13 protein-coding genes and 1 pseudogene are annotated in these 20,288 nt (G+C 33.7%); 5 read left to right on the top strand and 9 right to left on the bottom strand.

Annotated features, from left to right (window positions below):
* Positions 1–137: 137 nt before the first annotated feature.
* Positions 138–1,454, top strand: a complete 1,317-nt coding sequence (locus tag ACHRVZ_RS05210; RefSeq protein ID WP_395421134.1) for an ammonium transporter — start codon at positions 138–140, stop codon at positions 1,452–1,454.
* 243 nt (positions 1,455–1,697) lie between these two features.
* Here the strand turns inward: ACHRVZ_RS05210 and ACHRVZ_RS05215 are convergent, their stop codons facing one another.
* From ACHRVZ_RS05215 to ACHRVZ_RS05225, 3 genes are all read right to left on the bottom strand, one after another.
* Complete coding sequence (locus ACHRVZ_RS05215; RefSeq protein ID WP_395421135.1) at positions 1,698–3,797, bottom strand: cytochrome c biogenesis protein CcdA; 2,100 nt, start codon at positions 3,795–3,797, stop codon at positions 1,698–1,700.
* Entirely contained in the window at positions 3,794–5,107 is a 1,314-nt protein-coding gene (tilS, locus tag ACHRVZ_RS05220) for a tRNA lysidine(34) synthetase TilS (RefSeq protein ID WP_395421136.1), read from the bottom strand. The genes ACHRVZ_RS05215 and tilS overlap by 4 nt, the downstream gene beginning before the upstream one ends.
* 242 nt (positions 5,108–5,349) lie before the next feature.
* Positions 5,350–6,648, bottom strand: coding sequence for an anthranilate synthase component I family protein (locus ACHRVZ_RS05225; RefSeq protein WP_395421137.1), 1,299 nt, complete (start codon positions 6,646–6,648; stop codon positions 5,350–5,352).
* A 185-nt stretch (positions 6,649–6,833) separates the two neighbouring features.
* Here ACHRVZ_RS05225 and ACHRVZ_RS05230 point away from each other — a divergent pair, with 185 nt between their 5' ends.
* Positions 6,834–7,730 carry a DUF4349 domain-containing protein gene (locus ACHRVZ_RS05230; protein WP_395421138.1) on the top strand — a complete coding sequence of 299 codons (897 nt, stop codon included), beginning with the start codon at positions 6,834–6,836 and terminating at the stop codon, positions 7,728–7,730.
* Positions 7,731–7,940: 210 nt separating this feature from the next.
* Entirely contained in the window at positions 7,941–8,318 is a 378-nt protein-coding gene (locus tag ACHRVZ_RS05235) for a DoxX family membrane protein (protein WP_395421140.1), read from the top strand.
* 37 nt (positions 8,319–8,355) lie between these two features.
* Here ACHRVZ_RS05235 and ACHRVZ_RS05240 read toward each other — a convergent pair.
* A pseudogene (locus tag ACHRVZ_RS05240) lies at positions 8,356–8,697 on the bottom strand (lipocalin family protein); the annotation flags it as partial.
* Between the two features lie 387 nt (positions 8,698–9,084).
* Here ACHRVZ_RS05240 and ACHRVZ_RS05245 point away from each other — a divergent pair.
* Positions 9,085–9,591, top strand: a complete 507-nt coding sequence (locus tag ACHRVZ_RS05245; RefSeq protein WP_395421141.1) for a hypothetical protein — start codon at positions 9,085–9,087, stop codon at positions 9,589–9,591.
* A gap of 52 nt (positions 9,592–9,643) precedes the next feature.
* Here the strand turns inward: ACHRVZ_RS05245 and lpdA are convergent, their stop codons facing one another.
* Positions 9,644–11,047 carry a dihydrolipoyl dehydrogenase gene (lpdA, locus tag ACHRVZ_RS05250; RefSeq protein ID WP_395421143.1) on the bottom strand — a complete coding sequence of 468 codons (1,404 nt, stop codon included), beginning with the start codon at positions 11,045–11,047 and terminating at the stop codon, positions 9,644–9,646.
* A gap of 391 nt (positions 11,048–11,438) precedes the next feature.
* Positions 11,439–11,894: an Lrp/AsnC family transcriptional regulator gene (locus tag ACHRVZ_RS05255; RefSeq protein ID WP_395421144.1), complete on the bottom strand. Its 456-nt coding sequence runs from the start codon at positions 11,892–11,894 to the stop codon at positions 11,439–11,441.
* A gap of 208 nt (positions 11,895–12,102) precedes the next feature.
* Here ACHRVZ_RS05255 and ACHRVZ_RS05260 point away from each other — a divergent pair, with 208 nt between their 5' ends.
* Positions 12,103–13,305, top strand: coding sequence for an aminotransferase class I/II-fold pyridoxal phosphate-dependent enzyme (locus tag ACHRVZ_RS05260; protein ID WP_395421145.1), 1,203 nt, complete (start codon positions 12,103–12,105; stop codon positions 13,303–13,305).
* 310 nt (positions 13,306–13,615) lie between these two features.
* Here ACHRVZ_RS05260 and ACHRVZ_RS05265 read toward each other — a convergent pair whose 3' ends face one another.
* From ACHRVZ_RS05265 to ACHRVZ_RS05275, 3 genes are all read right to left on the bottom strand, one after another.
* Positions 13,616–14,710, bottom strand: a complete 1,095-nt coding sequence (locus ACHRVZ_RS05265) for a DUF695 domain-containing protein (RefSeq protein ID WP_395421147.1) — start codon at positions 14,708–14,710, stop codon at positions 13,616–13,618.
* A gap of 156 nt (positions 14,711–14,866) precedes the next feature.
* Positions 14,867–16,798 (bottom strand): amino acid permease, encoded by a 1,932-nt coding sequence (locus tag ACHRVZ_RS05270; RefSeq protein ID WP_395421150.1) that lies wholly within the window; start codon positions 16,796–16,798, stop codon positions 14,867–14,869.
* A gap of 409 nt (positions 16,799–17,207) precedes the next feature.
* Complete coding sequence (locus ACHRVZ_RS05275) at positions 17,208–20,114, bottom strand: FAD-binding and (Fe-S)-binding domain-containing protein (RefSeq protein ID WP_395421152.1); 2,907 nt, start codon at positions 20,112–20,114, stop codon at positions 17,208–17,210.
* Positions 20,115–20,288: the final 174 nt, after the last annotated feature.

Genomic DNA, 20,288 nt, shown 5'->3' on the forward strand with positions numbered 1-20,288 from the left:
AAGTTCATTTTAACAAATACACGCAAAATATAGGGGGTTAAATTCTAAATTTAACAAAAGTTAAACACATTACCCTATTTTTTATAGGGATGTCGAATGATTTTATACTTTTATAAAAAATTTAAAACTAAATAACTATGCGAAAAATTATTTTAAGTGTGATTCTTATCACTATTTTGGTACTAACCTTTATATCAAACTTCATCTTAACAGACAACCCAATTCCGGCTGAAGCTGTAAAGTTTGACACAGGAGATACAGCTTGGATGATCGTAGCAACTGCATTTGTATTACTTATGACACCAGGATTAGGATTTTTCTACGGAGGAATGGTAGGTAAGAAAAACGTTATCAGTACTATGCTTCAAAGTTTTATGGCAATGGTAATTGTTACTATTTTATGGGTTATTGTAGCTTTCGGATTAGCATTTGGACCTACTATTGGAGGAATCATTGGAGACCCTACTTCAAACTTATTCTTTCAAGGTGTTGGCACTAATACTGCTTGGAGTCTTGCCCCAACAATCCCTTTTATGTTATTCGCATTATTTCAAGCAAAATTCGCCATCATTACACCGGCATTGATTACTGGTGCATTTGCAGAACGTGTACGTTTCTGGGCTTATTTATTGTTTATGGTTTTATTTATCATATTCATTTACTCTCCTTTAGCACATATGACATGGCATCCTGATGGAGTTTTCTTTAAAATGGGAGTATTAGATTTCGCTGGTGGAACAGTTGTACATATGAGTGCTGGTTGGGCTGCATTAGCCGGAGCGATCTTCTTAGGTAAAAGAAAAGTTCAAAAAGTAAATCCTGCAAGAATTACTTATGTATTATTAGGAACAGGTTTATTATGGTTTGGATGGTTTGGTTTCAATGCAGGTTCTGCATTAGGAGCAAACGGTTTAGCTGTTCAGGCTTTAGGAACCACAACTGTAGCTGCTGCCGCTGCTGCAATGGCTTGGGTTTTCCTTGATAAAATTTTAGGTCACAAATTATCTGCACTTGGAGCATGTATTGGAGCTGTTGTAGGTCTTGTTGCAATTACTCCTGCGGCTGGTTTCGTTAGTATTCCTCACGCAATTTTCATCGGAGCTTTTTCTGCAATTGTAAGTAACCTTGTCGTTAGTAAATTCCCTAAAGGAAAAATTGATGATGCATTAGATGTTTTTGCTTGCCACGGTGTTGGTGGTATGGTAGGAATGTTATTAACTGGTGTTTTTGCTTCAAAAGCAATCAACCCTGCGGTTGGCGATAATCAAGGTTTGATTTTCGGATCTCCAACTTTATTCATCAACCAATTAACTGCTTTAATTGCCGTTTCTATCTTTGCTTTTGTAGGATCTTATATTTTATTCTTTGTTGTAAATAAAATTACTCCACTAAGAGTTACTGAAGAAAAAGAAGAATTAGGTCTAGATATTTCTCAACACGGAGAATTCTTATAAAAAACAAACCAAAACCAATTTCCTATTAACCAAAAAAAGCACTTTAAGTCTAAACTTAGAGTGCTTTTTACTTTGAATTAACCTTTTATTAGATTGTAGATAATAGAATAAAGAGAATAGATTTATGATTGTAGATTATAAACTATAATTCTTTATTCTTTATTCTTTATTCTTTATTCTTTATTCTTTTCTCTTTATTCTTTTCTCTTTATTCTTTTCTCTTTATTCTTTTCTCTTTATTCTTTACTTAAAATTCACAATTCCTTCTTTTAACCACTCTAAATATTCTTCAGTACTAACGTAACTAATTGTAGGTTTATAACTGTTTAAGTTGTTACCTTCTAAGTCAGTTATAATATATAATGGCTGTGTATTAGTTTTATATTTTGAAATCATAAAATCAGTCCATTTATCACCAACTGTAATAATTTTATCACCAGATTTAGTCACAAATTGCTCTTCTTTTGGCAACTCACGTTTGTCATCAACGTAAAGAGAAATTAAAACCACATCATTTTTTAAGATGGGTAAAACTGTAGGATCAGACCAAACATTGTTTTCCATTTTTCTACAATTCACACAAGCATAGCCAGTAAAATCAAGCATAATTGGTTTGTTGATTGATTTTGCATACGCTACACCATCTTCGTAGTCATGAAAAACCATAATTCCGTGAGGTCCTAATTCTGCACCATCAGGCATCCCTTTTATTTCACCAACACTACCGCCAATTGAAGCTGTAGAACCTCCAAGTCCTAAAGGACTTTCGCTGTACTGCATTGGAGGAGGAAATGCGCTGATTAATTTTAAAGGTGCTCCCCAAAGTCCAGGAATTAAATAAATAGTAAAAGTCAATACTAATAAACCAAATGACAATCTTCCAACCGAAATATGATTTGACGGACTGTCGTGTGGTAATGTAATTTTTCCGAATAAATAGAACGCCAAAGTTCCAAAAATAGCAATCCAAATGGCTAAGAAAACTTCTCTTTCCAGTAAATGCAATTGTAAAACCAAATCAGCATTTGACAAGAATTTAAATGCTAAAGCCAGTTCTAAAAATCCTAAAACTACTTTCACAGTGTTTAACCATCCACCAGATTTTGGCAATGAGTTCAACCAACCCGGGAACATAGCAAACAACATAAATGGTAAAGCTAATGCTGATGAAAACCCTAACATTCCAACAACCGGAGCTATTCCCCCGTTTGAAGCTGCTTCAACCAATAACGTTCCAACAATTGGTCCGGTACATGAAAATGAAACAATTGCAAGAGCCAAAGCCATGAACAATATTCCAATTATTCCGCCTCTGTCTGCTTGTTGATCAGCTTTATTTGCCCATGAATTAGGCAACATAATTTCGAAAGCTCCTAAAAATGAAGTTGCAAAAACGATCAATATCACGAAGAAAATTAAATTGAACCAAACATCTGTAGAAAGTGCATTTAGCGCATCTGCTCCAAATATTTTAGTAACAATTAATCCTAAAATAACATAAATAGCAATAATCGAAAGTCCGTAAATAATCGCATTACGAATACCTTTTGCTCTACTTTTACTTTGTTTCGTAAAGAAACTCACTGTCATTGGGATCATCGGAAAAACACACGGCGTTAACAACGCAGCGAATCCCGAGATAAAAGCAATAAAAAATATCGACCATAAACTTCTTGACGGCGCAGGAGCAGGAATTTTTTCTTCATTCGCAGTTTCAGCAACATCTGATTTTACTGGTTCTACTTTTGCAGCTTCTACAACCTCTTTTGCAGTATCAACAGCAACAGCAACTTTTGTTTCATCTAATTTTGATTCAGATACAGCCGCAACTGCGTCCATTTTAAAATTTGAAGGAATAGCAATCGAGAATTTTTTACTTGAATTGATACAAACTTCTTTACAAACCTGAAAATCAAAATCAACATCAACCGTTTTTAAATTCGGATTAATGATCGTAATTTCCTGCTCGATATGTGCTTTGCCTTCAAAAAAAGTTTCATTAACACCAAAAACATCATTAAATGCTGTTTTGGTTTTTCCTTCTTTGGCTTTTCCTACTAAGTTGTAATTTCCTTTCTGATTTTTAAATGTAATTTCTAATGCAAGAGGCCCGCCTTCAGGAGTAAACTGAGAATACATATGCCAATCTTTTTCAATCGCTCCATCAAAAATTAAAACAGCATTATTTCCCGCTTTCTTTTCAATTTTAGCAGTCCATTTTACAGGTTCCAGGATTTGAGCATTTCCTTTCGCAAAAGCAAACAAGAAAAACAGTAAAAACAGAACAGATTTATTCCAGATGTTTTTAGACATTATCGTTTGATGGTGTTGATTAAAGTTCATGATTGTAATTCTATTTTAAGTATTCGATTTGTGGTGTTTTCAATTCTAAAGCGCTCATCCTGTCTGATTCCAACAACCCATACAATTTGATTATTTGAACACAGAATCCATGTTTTTTCTTTTTCAATCAGAGATAATTTTTCATCTTTAAAAAGTTTACTAACTTTTTTAGACTTCCCATCCATCCCAAATGGATGAAAAACATCTCCTTCATTCCATTTACGTAAAATCAAAGGAAACTGGATTTTTTCAGCGTCGACAAATATAGCTTTATTTGAATCTATTGTTATGTGACCTACGTTACAAAGCTTCAATTTTAAGGGAAAATTAACTTCTTTATCGCTTTCATTAATCTCAAATTCTTCCCTCTCTTCTATTTCAGAAATCGGACTTAAAATCAAGGTCTCTCTATTTTTTAGCAATCTAAATTCAGCCGAAAGCACTTGTTTTCCTGATTGTCCGTCTACTAAATCATAAATATCATTCCAAGCCAAAAATCCAAATTCATTCAGCCATTGATACAAATACGATTTATAATTGGGTAATTTTTTAAGCTGATTTAAATCGAAATGAATATCATCTTCTACTTCTTTTGCAACTTGTTGATAAATCATAATTGATGCATCTTCAACCATTTCCTGTGATTCCTGTAAATAAGATTGCGTTTTCTGAAAAGCATTCAAAAAATTTGGATTGATCTCTTTTAGTATCGGAACTAAATCGTGTCGAATTTTATTTCTTAAATATTTATTCGATGCATTACTGCTATCTTCACGCCATTCTATGCTATTTTCCTCAGCATATTTTAAAATGTCTTCTCTTGAAAAAGGCAAAAGCGGACGAATAATTTTATCATTTTCTTCAGGAATTCCGGTTAATCCATCTAATCCAGTTCCTCTGGTTAAATTGATAATAAAGGTTTCCAGATTATCATCAGCATGATGTGCTGTTAAAATATAATCGAAATTCTCGCTTTCCAAAAGTTCATAAAACCAGCTGTAGCGCAACTCGCGAGCTGCAACCTGCGTTGACAATTTATAATCTTTAGCAAAAGCCTCAGTATCAAATTGAGTAATAAAAACCGGAATATTATTTTGATCGCAATAGTTTTTAATAAAATCCTGATCGCCGAAACTCTCTAATCCACGAAGCTGAAAATTACAATGCAAAACGGCTATTTCATAAGGAAATTGTTGCAATAAATGCAATAAAACCATACTATCTAAACCTCCGCTAACGGCTAGAAATAATTTTTTATTTTCCAAAAATGGAAATCTGGAAGTGATATGATTTTGAAATTTTAAAAGCATTCGATAAATGTAAAAAATTAAATTCGATCTATTTTTAAATGAATTGTTAAGCGTCATATTTTTTTGCCACTGATTAAAATGATTCGCACAGATTCTTTTATGTGAATTTCACGCAGATCTAAAAAGATTTAAGCAGATTCACACAAATTATCTTTAATAAAACCGAACAAAATCTGCTTTAATCTGCAGAATCTGCGTGAAACAAAATCATTTTAATCCTTTAATCTGAGGCTATTTTTTTTTTACTGCAAAACTTCATGCATCGCCTTAGCCTTCAACAAACATTCTTCATATTCTTTTTCAGGAATTGATTGTGATGTAATGGCGCTCCCAACAGAGAACGAAACATATTTATTTTCCTGATTGTACAAAATACTTCTAATTACGACATTAAAATCAAAGTCTCCTTCCGGAGTAAAATACCCAATTGATCCGCTGTACAAACCACGTTTGGTTTCTTCGAGATTTTCGATGATTTTCATTACCGAAATCTTTGGTGCTCCCGTCATACTTCCCATTGGAAAAGTAGTCCTTAAAACATCTATAGGCGAATATTGAGCATCTAATTTTGAAGTTATGGTCGAGATCATTTGATGTACTTGCAGAAACGAATAGATTTTGCAAAGTTCCACAACCTCAACCGACCCTTTTTGTGCGGTATGCGACAAATCATTGCGAACCAAATCAGTAATCATGATATTTTCGGCACGCTCTTTTGCATCTGATTCCAGAAATTGTTTTGATTTTTCGTCTTCGACAGGATTTGAAGAACGTTTTGAAGTTCCTTTTATCGGCTGAGAAATGATACTTTCTCCCACTTTTTTCAGATAACGCTCGGGAGAAGCAGAAAGCACATACTGCTTATTATTTTTAAAGAAAACCGAAAACGGTGCTTGCGAAATTGCGTTTAGTTTCTGAAATTTTTCCAACGGATTTATAATCGCATTTTCAGCAAAAAATTCCATACAAAAATTAGCTTCATACATATCTCCTTTATGAATATGTTCGAGCATTTTCCTTACTTTTTCAACATATAATTCTTTTGAAATACGTTGTTGTACTTCTCCCGCCCCTTCGACTCCGCTCAGCGTGACAAATGGTTCAAAATTACTTTCTGTAATCTCTTCAAAATCATCTTCGACCTCATCATCACAAAGTAATAAATATTGAATTTCAAGCTGATCTCCTTTTAATAAAAAAAGTTTTTTTGGCTGAAAGAAAAATAAATCCGGAAAATTTAAACCATCAAAATTAGCCGATTTTAGTACTTCTACATCATTTTTTAAATCGTATGTCAAATAACCAAAAAGCCAATCCTTAGTAGTTTGCTGATATTGTTTTAAATCATCAAAAGCATTATGAAAATCGGTTTTTAAAGACGTAAAGGCATCCACAGCCAATGCACAATCGAAACTGGAATATTCTTGCGGATATAAATTGCTATCCAAAAAAACGACCTCGCGAAATTGTTGCGACCAGCTTAAAAGTTGTTGTTTAAAGTGCTCTGGATTTGAAATATGTTTATGAATGGAAACTCTCAAAAATAAATATTTTTTAGAGTTCAAAATTACGACAAAAAAAATCCTTCAATAAAATAATACTCAAAAATTATTGGCACACTTTTTAGTATATCGAATTAACACTTATTATTAAAATAGCTTTTTAACACAAAAGCATTATTAATAAAATCAAAAACTTTATTTATTAATCAAATCTTAAAACCTTTATGAAAACAATTGCAAAATTAGGACTGACCTTTGCAGTAATCATCACATTATTATTTTCTTGCAAAAAAGCTGATAATTCTTCGTACGGAGAATCGGCAGATATGAAAGTTTCAGCAGACAGCGCGGCGGTTTCATCATCGGCAGCGGTAGAAAAAAAAGACAGCAAACAAAAATTTATTAGAACTGCTGATATTAAATTTAAGGTTAAAAATGTCGTCAAGTCTACTTATGCAATTGAAAATGCCACTCAAAAATTTGGAGGTTTTGTTACATATACCAACTTACAAAGCAACATTCATGACCAAATTAAAACTAAAATAAGTCAGGACAGTACGCTTGAAACGACTAAATATACGGTTGAGAACAACATTACGATTCGTGTTCCTAACACACAGCTCGATACGGTAATTAAAACTATAGCAAAACAAATTGACTTTCTTGATTTTAGAGTTATTAAGGCTGATGATGTTTCGTTAAAGATGTTAGCCAATCAACTTTCGCAAAAAAGAAGCGCTACTACAGAAAAAAGAGTTGAAAAAGCAATTGATTCTAAAGGAAAAAAAATAAATGATATTATGGAGGCCGAGAATACCTTGGCCAATCAAAAAGAAGCAAATGACAATCGTACGATCGATAATTTGTCCTTACAAGATCAGATTAACTTTAGCACAATCACGCTGCAGCTTTATCAAAATGAAACGGTGAAACAAGAAATAATGGCAAGCGAAAAAAACAGCAATGCTTACAAACCAAATTTAGGCATTCAGATTCTTGATTCGTTAAAAAATGGCTGGTACATTCTTGAAACAATATTTGTATTTATTATCAATCTTTGGCCATTTATTCTGATTGGTTTTGGTGGATTTTTCCTTTATAAAAAATACTACAAGAAATAAGAAAAGTGTTAATAAAGCAGCAATTTAAAACGAAAAAAATCGTTATATTTGATATAGCATTATTATAATCCCAAAATAGGGTTGTAAAGATTGTAAAATTCTCAATAGAATGGTTTTACAAATTGATTTTCGTTTTATTAGAGAATTCAGATTATTAATTTTTCTAAAAATAAATTATTCTTTTTTAACCTATTAAAAATCTTCAGTATTATGAAAATTGCTACCATTATTGTCCGCGTTTTGATTGGTCTTTTACTGCTTTTTGCTTCTATTAGTTTTTTCTTTCACCTAATGCCGGCTGAACCAGTAACCAATGACGATTTTAAGGCTTTTAACACTGGGCTTGTTGCTTCAAAATATTTGATGCCGTTAGCCAAGTCTGTCGAATTGATTTGCGGGATTGCTTTTGTAACGGGACGTTATGTAACTCTTGCCAATATCTTAATTTTACCAATTACTATTAATATTTTGTTTATTAATTATTTCATGTCTCCTGCAACTTTACCTGTAGCTGGTCTATTATTCTTAGCCAATTTATTTTTAATTCATAGATATTGGGATAATTACAGAACAGTTTTTACCAGATAATTTATTTTCGTTTAAACATAAAAAAAACCGGCATTTTTTAAATGTCGGTTTTTTTTATGTTTACTTTATCATGTTTTACCCATACCAATTCTGAAACTTTATATCCTATTTTCTGAGCTTTTATAAGATAATCTGCTTTTATACTTTCAGGAATCGTAGTTTCTCTTGAAAGTATCCACATGTATTTTAAACTTTCACCTGATACAAGCGCGTATTTATAATCCGGATCCACGGCAATTACGTTATATCCAGAATAAAAAGGACCAAAAAATGAGACCTTAAGCATTCCAATGTTGTCCTTTTTGACGAACTTGGCTTTCCCGATGCTTTCTTCCCACTTGTCTTTTTTGACATTATAGCCCCTGTTATTAACTTTTAAAATGCGAATATTTGGCAGTTATGTATACTATAAAAGCAATTAATACTTTCTAAATCTGAATTGTAGTTCTATTTACGCTATAGTTTCAATGATATCAAAGACGATATCAGAACAACACATCTAATTTACGAAATTATTATTAATTTCTATACTTTTCTGACTGTAAAAAAAAACAGATTCAAAATCAACACATACCTATACTAAACGATTATATTTGATTAAATAATTTTGTGACTTTAAATGAAAAAATACCTACTCTTAATTTTTTTACTTTGCATTAATTTTTCCAGATCTCAATCGGTAAAATCTATAGATTCTTTAAATATTGAAATCTGCAAATCATTAGTCCAAAATAAAAATCTGGACAATGAAATAAGAATGAATACAATGGAAAAGTCTTATATCTTTCCATACTTATCAAGATTTAATGACACTATAATTCAAAAAAAAATATTTACTCAGATCTATTATCGATTACTAAAAAATTGCGATGAATTTAAAACTCTTTTTCCTGCCGAACCATTCTTAAATGGTTATGGCGAGCAAAATAAAGAACCAATAATTAACATATCTAAAGAACAATGCAATCATTTTGATAAAATTTCAAAATATTATTATGTTGAAAATGATGGCAAAAAAGTAGAAGTTACTTTAACTGATGATTTATGGATAGAAAAATTTGAGGACAATACATATTCAAAATTGTATTATAGAAAAAAAAGTAATTGTCAATTTGAATTAGAATTTATTGAAAGTAATAATTTTTCCAGAGGAAACTTAAGTGTTAAAGGTGAAAAATATCTCTATAAGATATTTAACGAAGAAAATCAAACCTATAGTGTTTATTTGAAAAACCAAGAAACCTATTATATTTTTAAAATAATGAAACAATAAAAAAACCCGACACTTTAAAATGTCGGGTTTACTATTTAAAAACGTATTTAAATTATACGTGTAATGCTCTATTATCAGTAGCTGCTAAAGCCGCTTCTTTTACCGCTTCTGCAAAAGTTGGGTGTGCGTGACTCATTCTTGAAATGTCTTCAGCAGATGCTTTGAATTCCATTGCAGTAACCGCCTCAGCAATTAAATCTGCAGTACGCGCTCCAATCATGTGCACTCCTAAAACCTCATCAGTTTTAGCATCAGCGATGATTTTTACGAATCCGTCTAAATCTCCACTTGCTCTTGCACGACCTAAAGCTTTGAAAGGAAAACTTCCAACTTTATATTCTGTTCCAGAAGCCTTAACTTGCTCTTCAGTTTGTCCAACTGCAGCAACTTCCGGCCAAGTGTAAACTACACCAGGAATTAAGTTATAGTCGATATGCGGTTTTTGACCAGCCAAGATTTCAGCAACCATAGTTCCTTCTTCTTCTGCTTTGTGCGCTAACATTGCTCCACGAACAACATCACCAATTGCATAAATATTAGGAACATTAGTTTGTAAATGGTCGTTTACTTCAACTTGTCCTCTATCTGAAATTTTAACTCCCGCTTTGTCAGCGTTTAATCCGTCTGTGTAAGGACGACGACCAACAGAAACTAATGAATAATCTCCTTCTAAAGTAATCGTTTCTCCTTTTGCATTTTCAGCTTGAACAGTAACTGCATCACCGTTTCTTTCTACAGATTTTACTTTGTGAGAAACATAGAATTTCATTCCTTGTTTTTTCAATACTTTAGTTAATTCTTTAGACAATGAAGCATCCATTCCCGGAATGATTCTGTCCATGAATTCAACCACAGAAACCTGAGCTCCTAAACGCAAGTAAACTTGTCCAAGCTCGATTCCGATAACTCCACCACCAATAATTACTAAGTGTTTTGGAACTTCTTTTAAAGCCAAAGCTTCCGTAGAAGTAATGATTCTTTCTTTATCAATTTTGATAAATGGTAAAGAAGATGGTTTTGAACCTGTAGCGATTACAGTATATTTTGCTTCAATAGTTTCAGATGTTCCGTCAGCTTTTGCAACTGCAATGTGCGTTGCGTCTACGAAAGAACCTAAACCATTGAAAACAGTAATTTTATTTTTATCCATTAAGTAGTTGATTCCACCTACGGTTTGATCTACAACTGCTTGCTTGCGCGCGATCATTTTCTCTAAATTGATTTTTACATCTCCAGAAACTTCGATTCCGTGATCTGCAAAATGAGCAATTTCAGCATAATGATGAGAAGACGATAATAATGCTTTTGAAGGAATACAACCTACGTTAAGGCAAGTTCCGCCTAATGAACTATATTTTTCTACAATAGCAGTTTTGAAACCTAATTGTGCGCAACGAATTGCTGATACATATCCGCCAGGACCTGAACCTATAATGACTACGTCAAATGAACTCATAGTTTGTCTATTTTATTTTTAGCGATACAAAATTAAGGAATAAAGTTTTGTTTAAAGTTTAATTTTCAATGTTTTTTGTGTGAAATTTTGGGTCGGGATTTAACCGCAAAGTTCGCGAAGATTTATGCAAAGGAACGCTAAGTTTTTTTGTCTCGCAAAGACGCAGAGTCGCAAAGTTAATTTTTAAGGAACGATTGTATCGCAATAATGTCATTTCGACTGAAAGGAGAAATCGCACACGAAACTCAACAAAGCATCGTCATAATCTTTATTAACTCACTAATATAATTTCTCCTTTCAGTCGAAATGATAAACTGGACATTAGACGCACTGCTGTAATTCCTTACGGCAAACCTCTGCATCTTTGAACCTCTCAACCTTTCAACCTTCCTCAAAAAATCACTGTCGAATTCTTCACTTCGCTAATCATAAACATACTTTGTGTACTGCCAATGTGCTGCAAGCTTGTTAATTTGGTTACAAGAAACTCTCTGTATTCTTCCATATCTTTTACTAAAACTTTCAGGATGTAATCGTAATCGCCGCTTACATGATGACATTCCAGCACTTCGTTGAGCTTGATAACTTCGCTTTCGAATTTGGTTAAAAATTCCTTAGTGTGTTGAATAAGTTTTAAATGACAGAAAACTACAAATCCTCTGTCGATTTTGGTTTTATCAACAAGTGCTACGTAGTTTTTAATGATTCCTTCGCGTTCTAGTTTTTTGATTCTTTCGTAAACTGCTGTTACAGAAAGATTGAGTTTTAAGGACAATTCTTTGGTTGTTTTTTTACTATCGGTTTGTAATAAAACAAGAAGTTTTTTATCTGTGGCGTCTAAAATCATTTTTATGGTATTTGAAATGAAAGAAAATCTAGCAAATTGGGTTTCGTTATCCAAATTTAGAATAATAATCTCTATAAATAAGTTTTAATAGTTTTAAATTCTAATTATTAACTCACTTATTGATTAATTTTCTAATTGTCTGTTATTTTGAATAGAATTTCTTTTGAAAACGCGCTAAGAACTTGAAACAAACAAAAACTAACTAAAAATGGAAGACTTTAATCCGGCTGACAAAATTCAGGATTTGCAATACTTTGGGGAATTTGGTGGTGTGAATCCATCAATTTCTGATTCTTCGACTTATACTTTTCTTTCGGCCAAAACGATGTTTGACACTTTTGAAGGAAATATGGAAGGCTGTTATTTGTATTCGCGTCATTCGTCGCCAAGTAATCTTTATCTGGATCAGGCTTTGGCAGCGATGGAAGGAACGGAAACGGCAAATGTTTCTGCTTCAGGAATGGGCGCTATTACGCCTACTCTATTACAGCTTTGCGGCGCGGGTGATCATATTGTTTCGAGTAGAACAATCTACGGCGGAACTTATGCTTTTTTGAAGAATTTCACGCCACGTTTTGGCATTGAAACAAGCTTTGTAGACATTACTAAATTAGATATTGTAGAGGCGGCAATTACACCAAAAACGAAAGTTTTATATTGTGAAACGGTAAGTAATCCGCTACTTGAAGTTGCAGATATTGCAGGTTTAGCTACAATCGCCAAAAAACATAATTTGAAACTGGTTGTCGATAATACATTTTCGCCCTTGTCCGTCTCTCCTGCAAAACTTGGTGCTGATATTGTAATTCATAGCTTAACAAAATACATTAACGGAAGCAGTGATACGGTTGGCGGTGTAACTTGTGCATCGAAAGAATTTATTAATTCGTTGAAGAATGTAAATTCTGGCGCAAGCATGCTTTTAGGACCAACTATGGACAGTTTACGCTCAGCATCTGTGATGAAAAACCTGAGAACTTTACACATTAGAATTAAGCAGCATAGTCATAATGCGCACGTTCTTGCCGATAAATTTGAAAAAGACGGTTTAAAAACGGTTTATCCGGGATTGAAAAGTCATCCGAGTCATGCGCTATATAAAACAATGATTAATCCGGAATATGGTTTTGGCGGAATGCTGACTATTGATGTTGGAACTTTGGCTAAAGCCAATGAACTAATGGAATTAATGCAGGCCAGAAATCTAGGATATTTGGCAGTAAGTTTAGGATTTTACAAAACATTGTTTAGTGCGCCGGGAACTTCTACTTCGAGCGAAATTCCGTTAGAAGAACAGCACGAAATGGGATTAACTGATGGTTTAATACGATTCTCGATTGGTTTGGATAATGATATTCAGCGTACTTACGAAATGATGAAGGAATGTATGGTGGAACTTGGGGTGCTATAAATTATTGTTTCACAAAGATTCACTAAAGTTTTTTTTCACGCAGATTTAGCTCATTATGCCAATCTGTTGTAGAATTCTATAAAATGAATGTGCTATATCTGCAGGATCTGCGCGAAAAAAACTACGGTTCCTTATAAAAGCAAAACATTTCTTTATAAATAAATTTGCACGATTTTTTATTAGTTTGTTTAAATCCGCTGGAGATCTTTCTCTAAGCGGATTTTTTATTTCTGAAATAGAAATCTTTCATCCTGTAAATCCTCGAAATTCACAAAAAAGCCGTCCTGAATTTCAGAACGGCTTTAATTATCTAATTTTGCTCGTAGTGACTAAAAGACTGCCAATATTTGTCTTTATAAATCTCGTAACTTATTTCAAGATTTTGACCGTATTTTTTGATTATAGTGTCTAAAACTTTTGGCGGTTTTCTGAATTCTTTACAGGCAAAATAAACTTTTCTCTTATTATTGGTTGTCTCTCTTCCAATATTCAAATAACCATCACGATCTCTCAAATCGACCATTAGTTCATCTTCAATGTCGCCTAACATTTTATAGGTTTTATCATCTGGCATTCCATTATTCTTTGTACCATCAAATAAAACTTCAACAGAAAGAATCCAAGGATGCGATGCTTTTTTATCCCATTTCAAAACATCCGTATTTATAATTGCAATAAGAACACCATTGTCTTCTCTATTTGCTTCAAAACCTGCGTAAGAATCATTTTCTGTATCATGTCTAATACCTTCGTACTTCTCAACAAATTCTTTTTCTCTCCAAATTAGATAATCTTTTAATTTTTCTATCGGAATTAATTCTTCTGAAATTTCATTTTTTCCAACAACTCTCAAATTATCAATCAAAGTAACTGAATGCAATTCGCCTAAATAATTATCTAAAAAAAGATAAATTCCATTCGTTATCGGTGCTATTTTGTCTTCTTCAAAATGATCATAAACAATAGTCAGATCGATTTCATCCGGATAACTTTTATGTATGTTGGGATAAAATTTTAAATTCCCAGAATTGAATTGAAAGTTCTCATAATTAAAACTAAGATCTTTTATATCTGAAGCTGGTTTAAGAGCCGTAAATCTCCAACCTTCAATTACAGGAGCCGCTTTAACAAGTTCTTCAATTACATAAATATTTCTAATGACTCCGTCAGGTGTTAAAATCAACTCAGCAGTTTGTTTATCAAACATTCCTGTTAGAAAATAAATGTCTTCGTGGATTTCATCCAGTTTTGGCGAAAGTTTACTAAAAAATTCCTGGTGTATATTTTGTCCGTTTTGAACAACTTTAAAAAACTCTTTTTCATTTTTTAAAAACCAATCCCAAAAATCATTATTAGACTCTATTGGCATATCTTTTTTACCAAATAATTTATCCAGAAAACCCATTTACAAAAAAATTAAATTAAAAATTTCATCAGGCACAAACATAAGAAAAAACCTCTAAAAAATATTTTTTTATATAAAATAAAGAAGAACAAAAAAGCCGTTTTGAAATCATCTTCAAAACGGCTTTCCAATTTATAATTCACAATTTATAATTGTCTAAGCTTCTTTAAAATTCAGCTTACTATTTTTTCTACTAAAAGTAAAGTAAATAATCAACCCTAATAATAACCAGATCGTAAAGTAAATCCAGTTCCAAACACTTAATTCTGCCATCATATAAAGACAGCAAATAAGTCCTAAAAGTGGAATTAAAGAAAGATTTTTTCTGAAAGCCCAAACTGCTAGTCCAACTAAAACGAATAAGAAAATCCACATCGGAATTTTGTGTTTGAATAAACTAAAACCTGATTCGTATTTTAATGAATCGCTGATTGGCAAACCTTTTACAACTTCAGTATATTTTGCTTCATCGTCTTGGTATTGACTTAATAAATGCTCTAAATCTGATGTTTCGGCAGTTTTATTGTGAACGTCGATACTTTCTAAATAATTAAAAACTTTTGCAGATTGTTCTTTATCTAAAGACGTAATAATTGTTGTTGCATCGTTTGTTTGCGCCTCATTATTTATGAAAGCCATTGTTGCTTTGTTATTGTAAGCAAAAGCATAATACAATCCTGCAATCATTAAAACTGGTAGAATATATTTTGAATTTACATATGGTGTTTTGAATTTTCCTCTTGGAATATCGGGTTTATTTTGTAAAACCAAAACTCCTGCACAAACCAATACAAAGGCAAATAAAGTTCCGATACTGCATAAATCCGTAACCATTGTCAAATTCAAAAATAAAGCTGGAACTGCAACCACAAAACCGGTTACAACGGTAGCAAATGATGGTGTTTTGAATTTTGGGTGAACGGTAGAAAATTTCTTTGGCAATAAACCATCACGACTCATACTCATCCAGATACGAGGCTGACCCATCTGAAAAACCAATAAAACACTTGCCATAGCCACTACCGCACTTACGGCAATAATTCCGGACATCCATTTTAGGTTTAATTTATCGAAAACAAACGCAAGAGGATCACCAACATTCAATTCGTTATAACGCACCATTCCGGTTAAAACCAATGCTATGGCAATATATAAAATAGTACAAATGATAATTGCCCACATCATACCGCGCGGTAAATCACGCTGTGGATTTTTACATTCTTCGGCAGTTGTAGAAATAGCATCGAAACCAATATAAGCAAAGAAAACAGCCGAAACTCCTTTTAGAACTCCGCTAACTCCATTTGGTGCAAACGGATGCCAGTTGGCAGTATCTACATAAAAAACTCCTACTGCAATTACCAAAAGTACAATGCAAAGTTTTACAATAACCATTAAATTACTTGCATTACGAGATTCTTTCATTCCTCTGTAAACCAAAGCTGTAATCAAAATAATAATGAATAAAGCTGGTAAATCGGCCACAAAATGAAAAGAACCTATTGTTGGTGCCGTTGTCCAGGCTGTGTAAGAAGCTTGTAAACCTGTACTTAAATTTTCGAATGATTTTCCGCCTTGCATTAAAGCTGTAGCATCTTTAAATCCGTTTGAAGCGGTTAGATAATCCATCTGAATCCATTGTGGGAGATGAATACCGCCACTCTGGAGCAGTCCCGTAAAATAATCACTCCATGATATCGCGACCGTTATATTTCCAACGGCATATTCCATGATTAAAGCCCAACCAATTATCCAGGCAATAATTTCTCCAAAAGCAACATATGAATAGGTATAAGCACTTCCTGAAACAGGAACCATCGAAGCAAATTCGGCGTAAGCAAATGCAGCAAAACTACACGCAAGAGCTGTAAATAAAAACAAAAATATAACAGCAGGGCCACCATCTGCACTGGCTTTTCCGATAGTACTAAAAATTCCGGCTCCAACAATTGCAGCGATTCCAAAAGCAGTTAAATCCCTTGTTGTCAAATGCTTTCCTAATGCATTATGACCGTCTGCATCGTTTTTCGCAACTTGTTTGAGAATATCTTGTACCGTTTTTTTTCGGAATAATCCTGATAATGCCATATATGTTTTGCTATTAAAAATTAATTTAGTTCGGATTTTATGGTTTTATTTTGCAAATAATGCAAAAATTATCCTGATTTCAAATATATAAAACGATTTTGTTTTAATGGTATTTTTTTTCGCCACGAATTACACAAATTTCTCGAATTCTTTTTTGCCACAGATTAAAAGATTACCTCAGATTCTTTCACGCAGATTCTGCAGATTTAAGCAGATATACGCAAATTTTATTTATTTTTAATCTGCTCAAATCTGCAGAATCTGCGTGAAACAAAAATCTTTTTAATTCTTTTAATCTGTGGCTAAACTTTTTCTCACGCAAATTTGGCATATTAAGCAGATATTTTTTGCATAAAGATTAGAAACAAAAAATTCGTGCTCATTTGTGAAATTCGTGGCGAACATTCTTTTACTTTAAACTGCTTCTTAAGATACTCACCGGATGTTGTGCTTCTCTATTTGTTCCATCAAAAATTTGATGACGACAACTTGTTCCTGCTGCGGCAATTTTTACGTTTTGTGCAGTTGCTCTTACTTTAGGAAATAGAGTATCTTCTCCCATTTGCATACTAACCTGATAATGTTCTTTTTCGTAACCAAAAGATCCCGCCATTCCGCAACAACCTGAGTTGTAAATGGTAACCATATTATTAGCTGGTAAATTCAACATCGCAAAAGTTGCTTCGACAGAACTCAAAGATTTCTGATGACAATGTCCGTGAATTTTAATTTCTTTCTTTTCTTCTGAAAATGAATCTGATTTTATTTTACCGTCGATAATTTCCTTTTTAAAGAATTCTTCGATTGTAAAAGCGCTTTGTGCTACTTTTTCAGCACTTTCTTTATCATCTGCCAAACGCAAATATTCATCTCTAAATGTCAAAATTGCCGAAGGTTCTATCCCAATTAATGGCGCTTTCGCAGAAATTAAATCTTTGAATATATTTACGTTGGCATTCGCAATTTTCTTGGCTTCTTCCAGAAATCCTTTAGACAAATAAGTTCTTCCGCTTTCTTCGTGATCTACGACTACAACTTCATAACCTAATTTCGTCAATAATTCAAAAGCATCGATTCCGATATTTACGTCGTAATAATTCGTGAATTCATCATTAAACAAATACACTTGTCCGTTCGGGAAATTGTTTTGTTGTGGTTTATGATTCTCATACCATTTTTTGAATGTCTTTTTCGCTAAAAGCGGAACTTGCCTTTCCGGCGCAATTCCCATTGATTTTTTAACCAGCGACTGATTCGAAATAAAGTTCGTAATCGACGGAAACAAACTTCCCATTTTATTCAGTTTTGCGTTGTGTGCAAAAATCTTATTTCGCGTTGAGAATCCATTTGCTTTTTGATATTGGTATAAAAATTCGGCTTTTAAAGTTGCTACATCCACATTACTCGGACATTCACTGGCGCAGGCTTTACAGCTTACACACAATTCAAAAACTTCGTATAATTCTTTCTGGTCGAATTTGTTTTCTTTCTCAGAATACGTCAAATATTCACGTAACGCATTCGCTCTCGCACGCGTTGTTTCTTTTTCATTTTTGGTCGCACGATAACTCGGACACATTGCTCCTCCCGCCGACGGCAATTTTCGACAATCGCCGGAACCGTTACATTTTTCGGCAGCACGCAAAATCCCTAAACTATCCGAAAAATCCTGAAATGTTTTAATATCCGGTTCTACCCGACCCGAAATCACACGATGATTTTCATCCATTTTTAAAGCGTTTACAATCTTCCCGATATTCAAAACCGAATTCGGGTCAAACGCCAACTTAATTCGCTTCAGCAATTCATAATTCGTTTCGCCAATCATATACGGAATAAACTCTCCGCGTACAATTCCGTCGCCGTGTTCACCGCTTAACGAACCTCTGTATTTTTTCACCAAAATCGCCACATCGGTCGCAATGGTTCTGAATAATTTAAGGTCAGATGTTTTCTTCAAATTCAAAACCGGACGCAAATGCAGTTCTCCCGCACCCGCGTGCGCATAATAAATCGCACCTTGTCCGTGACGCAACATCATTGCCGAAAACTCCGCAATATAAGCTGGTAAATCGCTCAATTCAACCGCTGTATCTTCAATAGAATCGGCCGCTTTATCATCGCCAACAATACTTCCTAAAAGTCCAAGACCGGCTTTTCTAAGTTCGTTTACTTTCTCGATATCGGCTCCGTAAATTTTCACAAGAGCATAACCAAAGTTATTTTTCTCTAAATCAGCCACCAAAGCATTTGCCTGATTTTCGGCATCTTGTGCGTCATTCGAGGCGACTTCAAACATCATTATCGCTTTGGGTTCTCCAACCAAAAAGAATCTGTTTTTAATGTGTTCACGACTTGTTTTCGTACAATCTAAAATCGTGTCGTCGATCATTTCGCAAGTGTACAAATGATGTTTCATCGCTACTACAACAGATTCCAACGATTCCTGAATGCTGTGATAATGCGCCACAACCATAATATTATTGGCTGGTGGTAAATCGTCAACTTTTAACGTAATTTCAGTTGTGAAAGCTAAAGTTCCTTCGCTTCCGCACAGTAATTTTCCAACGTTAATTGTGGGTTCCGTTCCGCCAAACAAATCCGATTTTAACAGAATATCAACGGCATAACCTGTATTTCGTCTGTGAATTTCGGGTTTTGGAAACTCTTTTATAATTTCATCCTGCGTTGCCTTTACCGAAAGTTCGTCATAAAGACTTTTATATATTTTATTTTCTAAAGTATCTCCTTTGGTTTTTTCGATAAATTCCGCCGAAGTCAGTTCGTTAAAAACCACTTCAGAACCATCGCTTAAAAGTCCTTTGATTTCTACAATTTTATCGCGCGTAACACCATACCTGATCGAAGTAGTTCCCGAAGAATTATTTCCCACCATTCCGCCAATCATACAACGGTTTGTGGTTGAAGTATTTGGTCCGAAGAATACGCCGTGAGGTTTTAAAAATAAATTCAGTTCATCGCGAATTACTCCAGGCTGAACTGTAACCGTTTTTTTTATTGCGTCAAAATTCAGGATTTTGGTAAAGTTTTTCGAAACATCCACCACAATTCCGTCACCAACCGTTTGTCCGGCAAGCGAAGTTCCGGCAGTTCTTGGCGTAATCGAAATCTGATGCTTTGCCGCAAACTTAATTAGTTTACTAATATCTTCTATCGTTTTTGGCACTGCAACCGCTTTTGGCCGAATACGATACACCGAAGCATCGGTTGAATAAAGCGTTTTATGAAGATCATCGTATAAAAGTGTTCCTTCTAATGATGCTGATAATTGTTCTAACTCCTTACTTAATGACATTTTTGCTTAATTTGTAGAGTACAAAAATAAGTTTTTTTTTAGGTTCAGAGGTGCAAAGGTTCAGAGGTTTTCTTTTCGGCGCTCTGCGAAGTCTCCCGACTTTGTAGCGATAACGATAATCAAACAAATTAAAAAAAAATGTTTGAATCATTGGAACGGGTACGAAGTCGGGAG

Origin of the sequence: Flavobacterium sp. FlaQc-57, assembly GCF_044007395.1 — a bacterium.
GTDB lineage: Bacteria > Bacteroidota > Bacteroidia > Flavobacteriales > Flavobacteriaceae > Flavobacterium.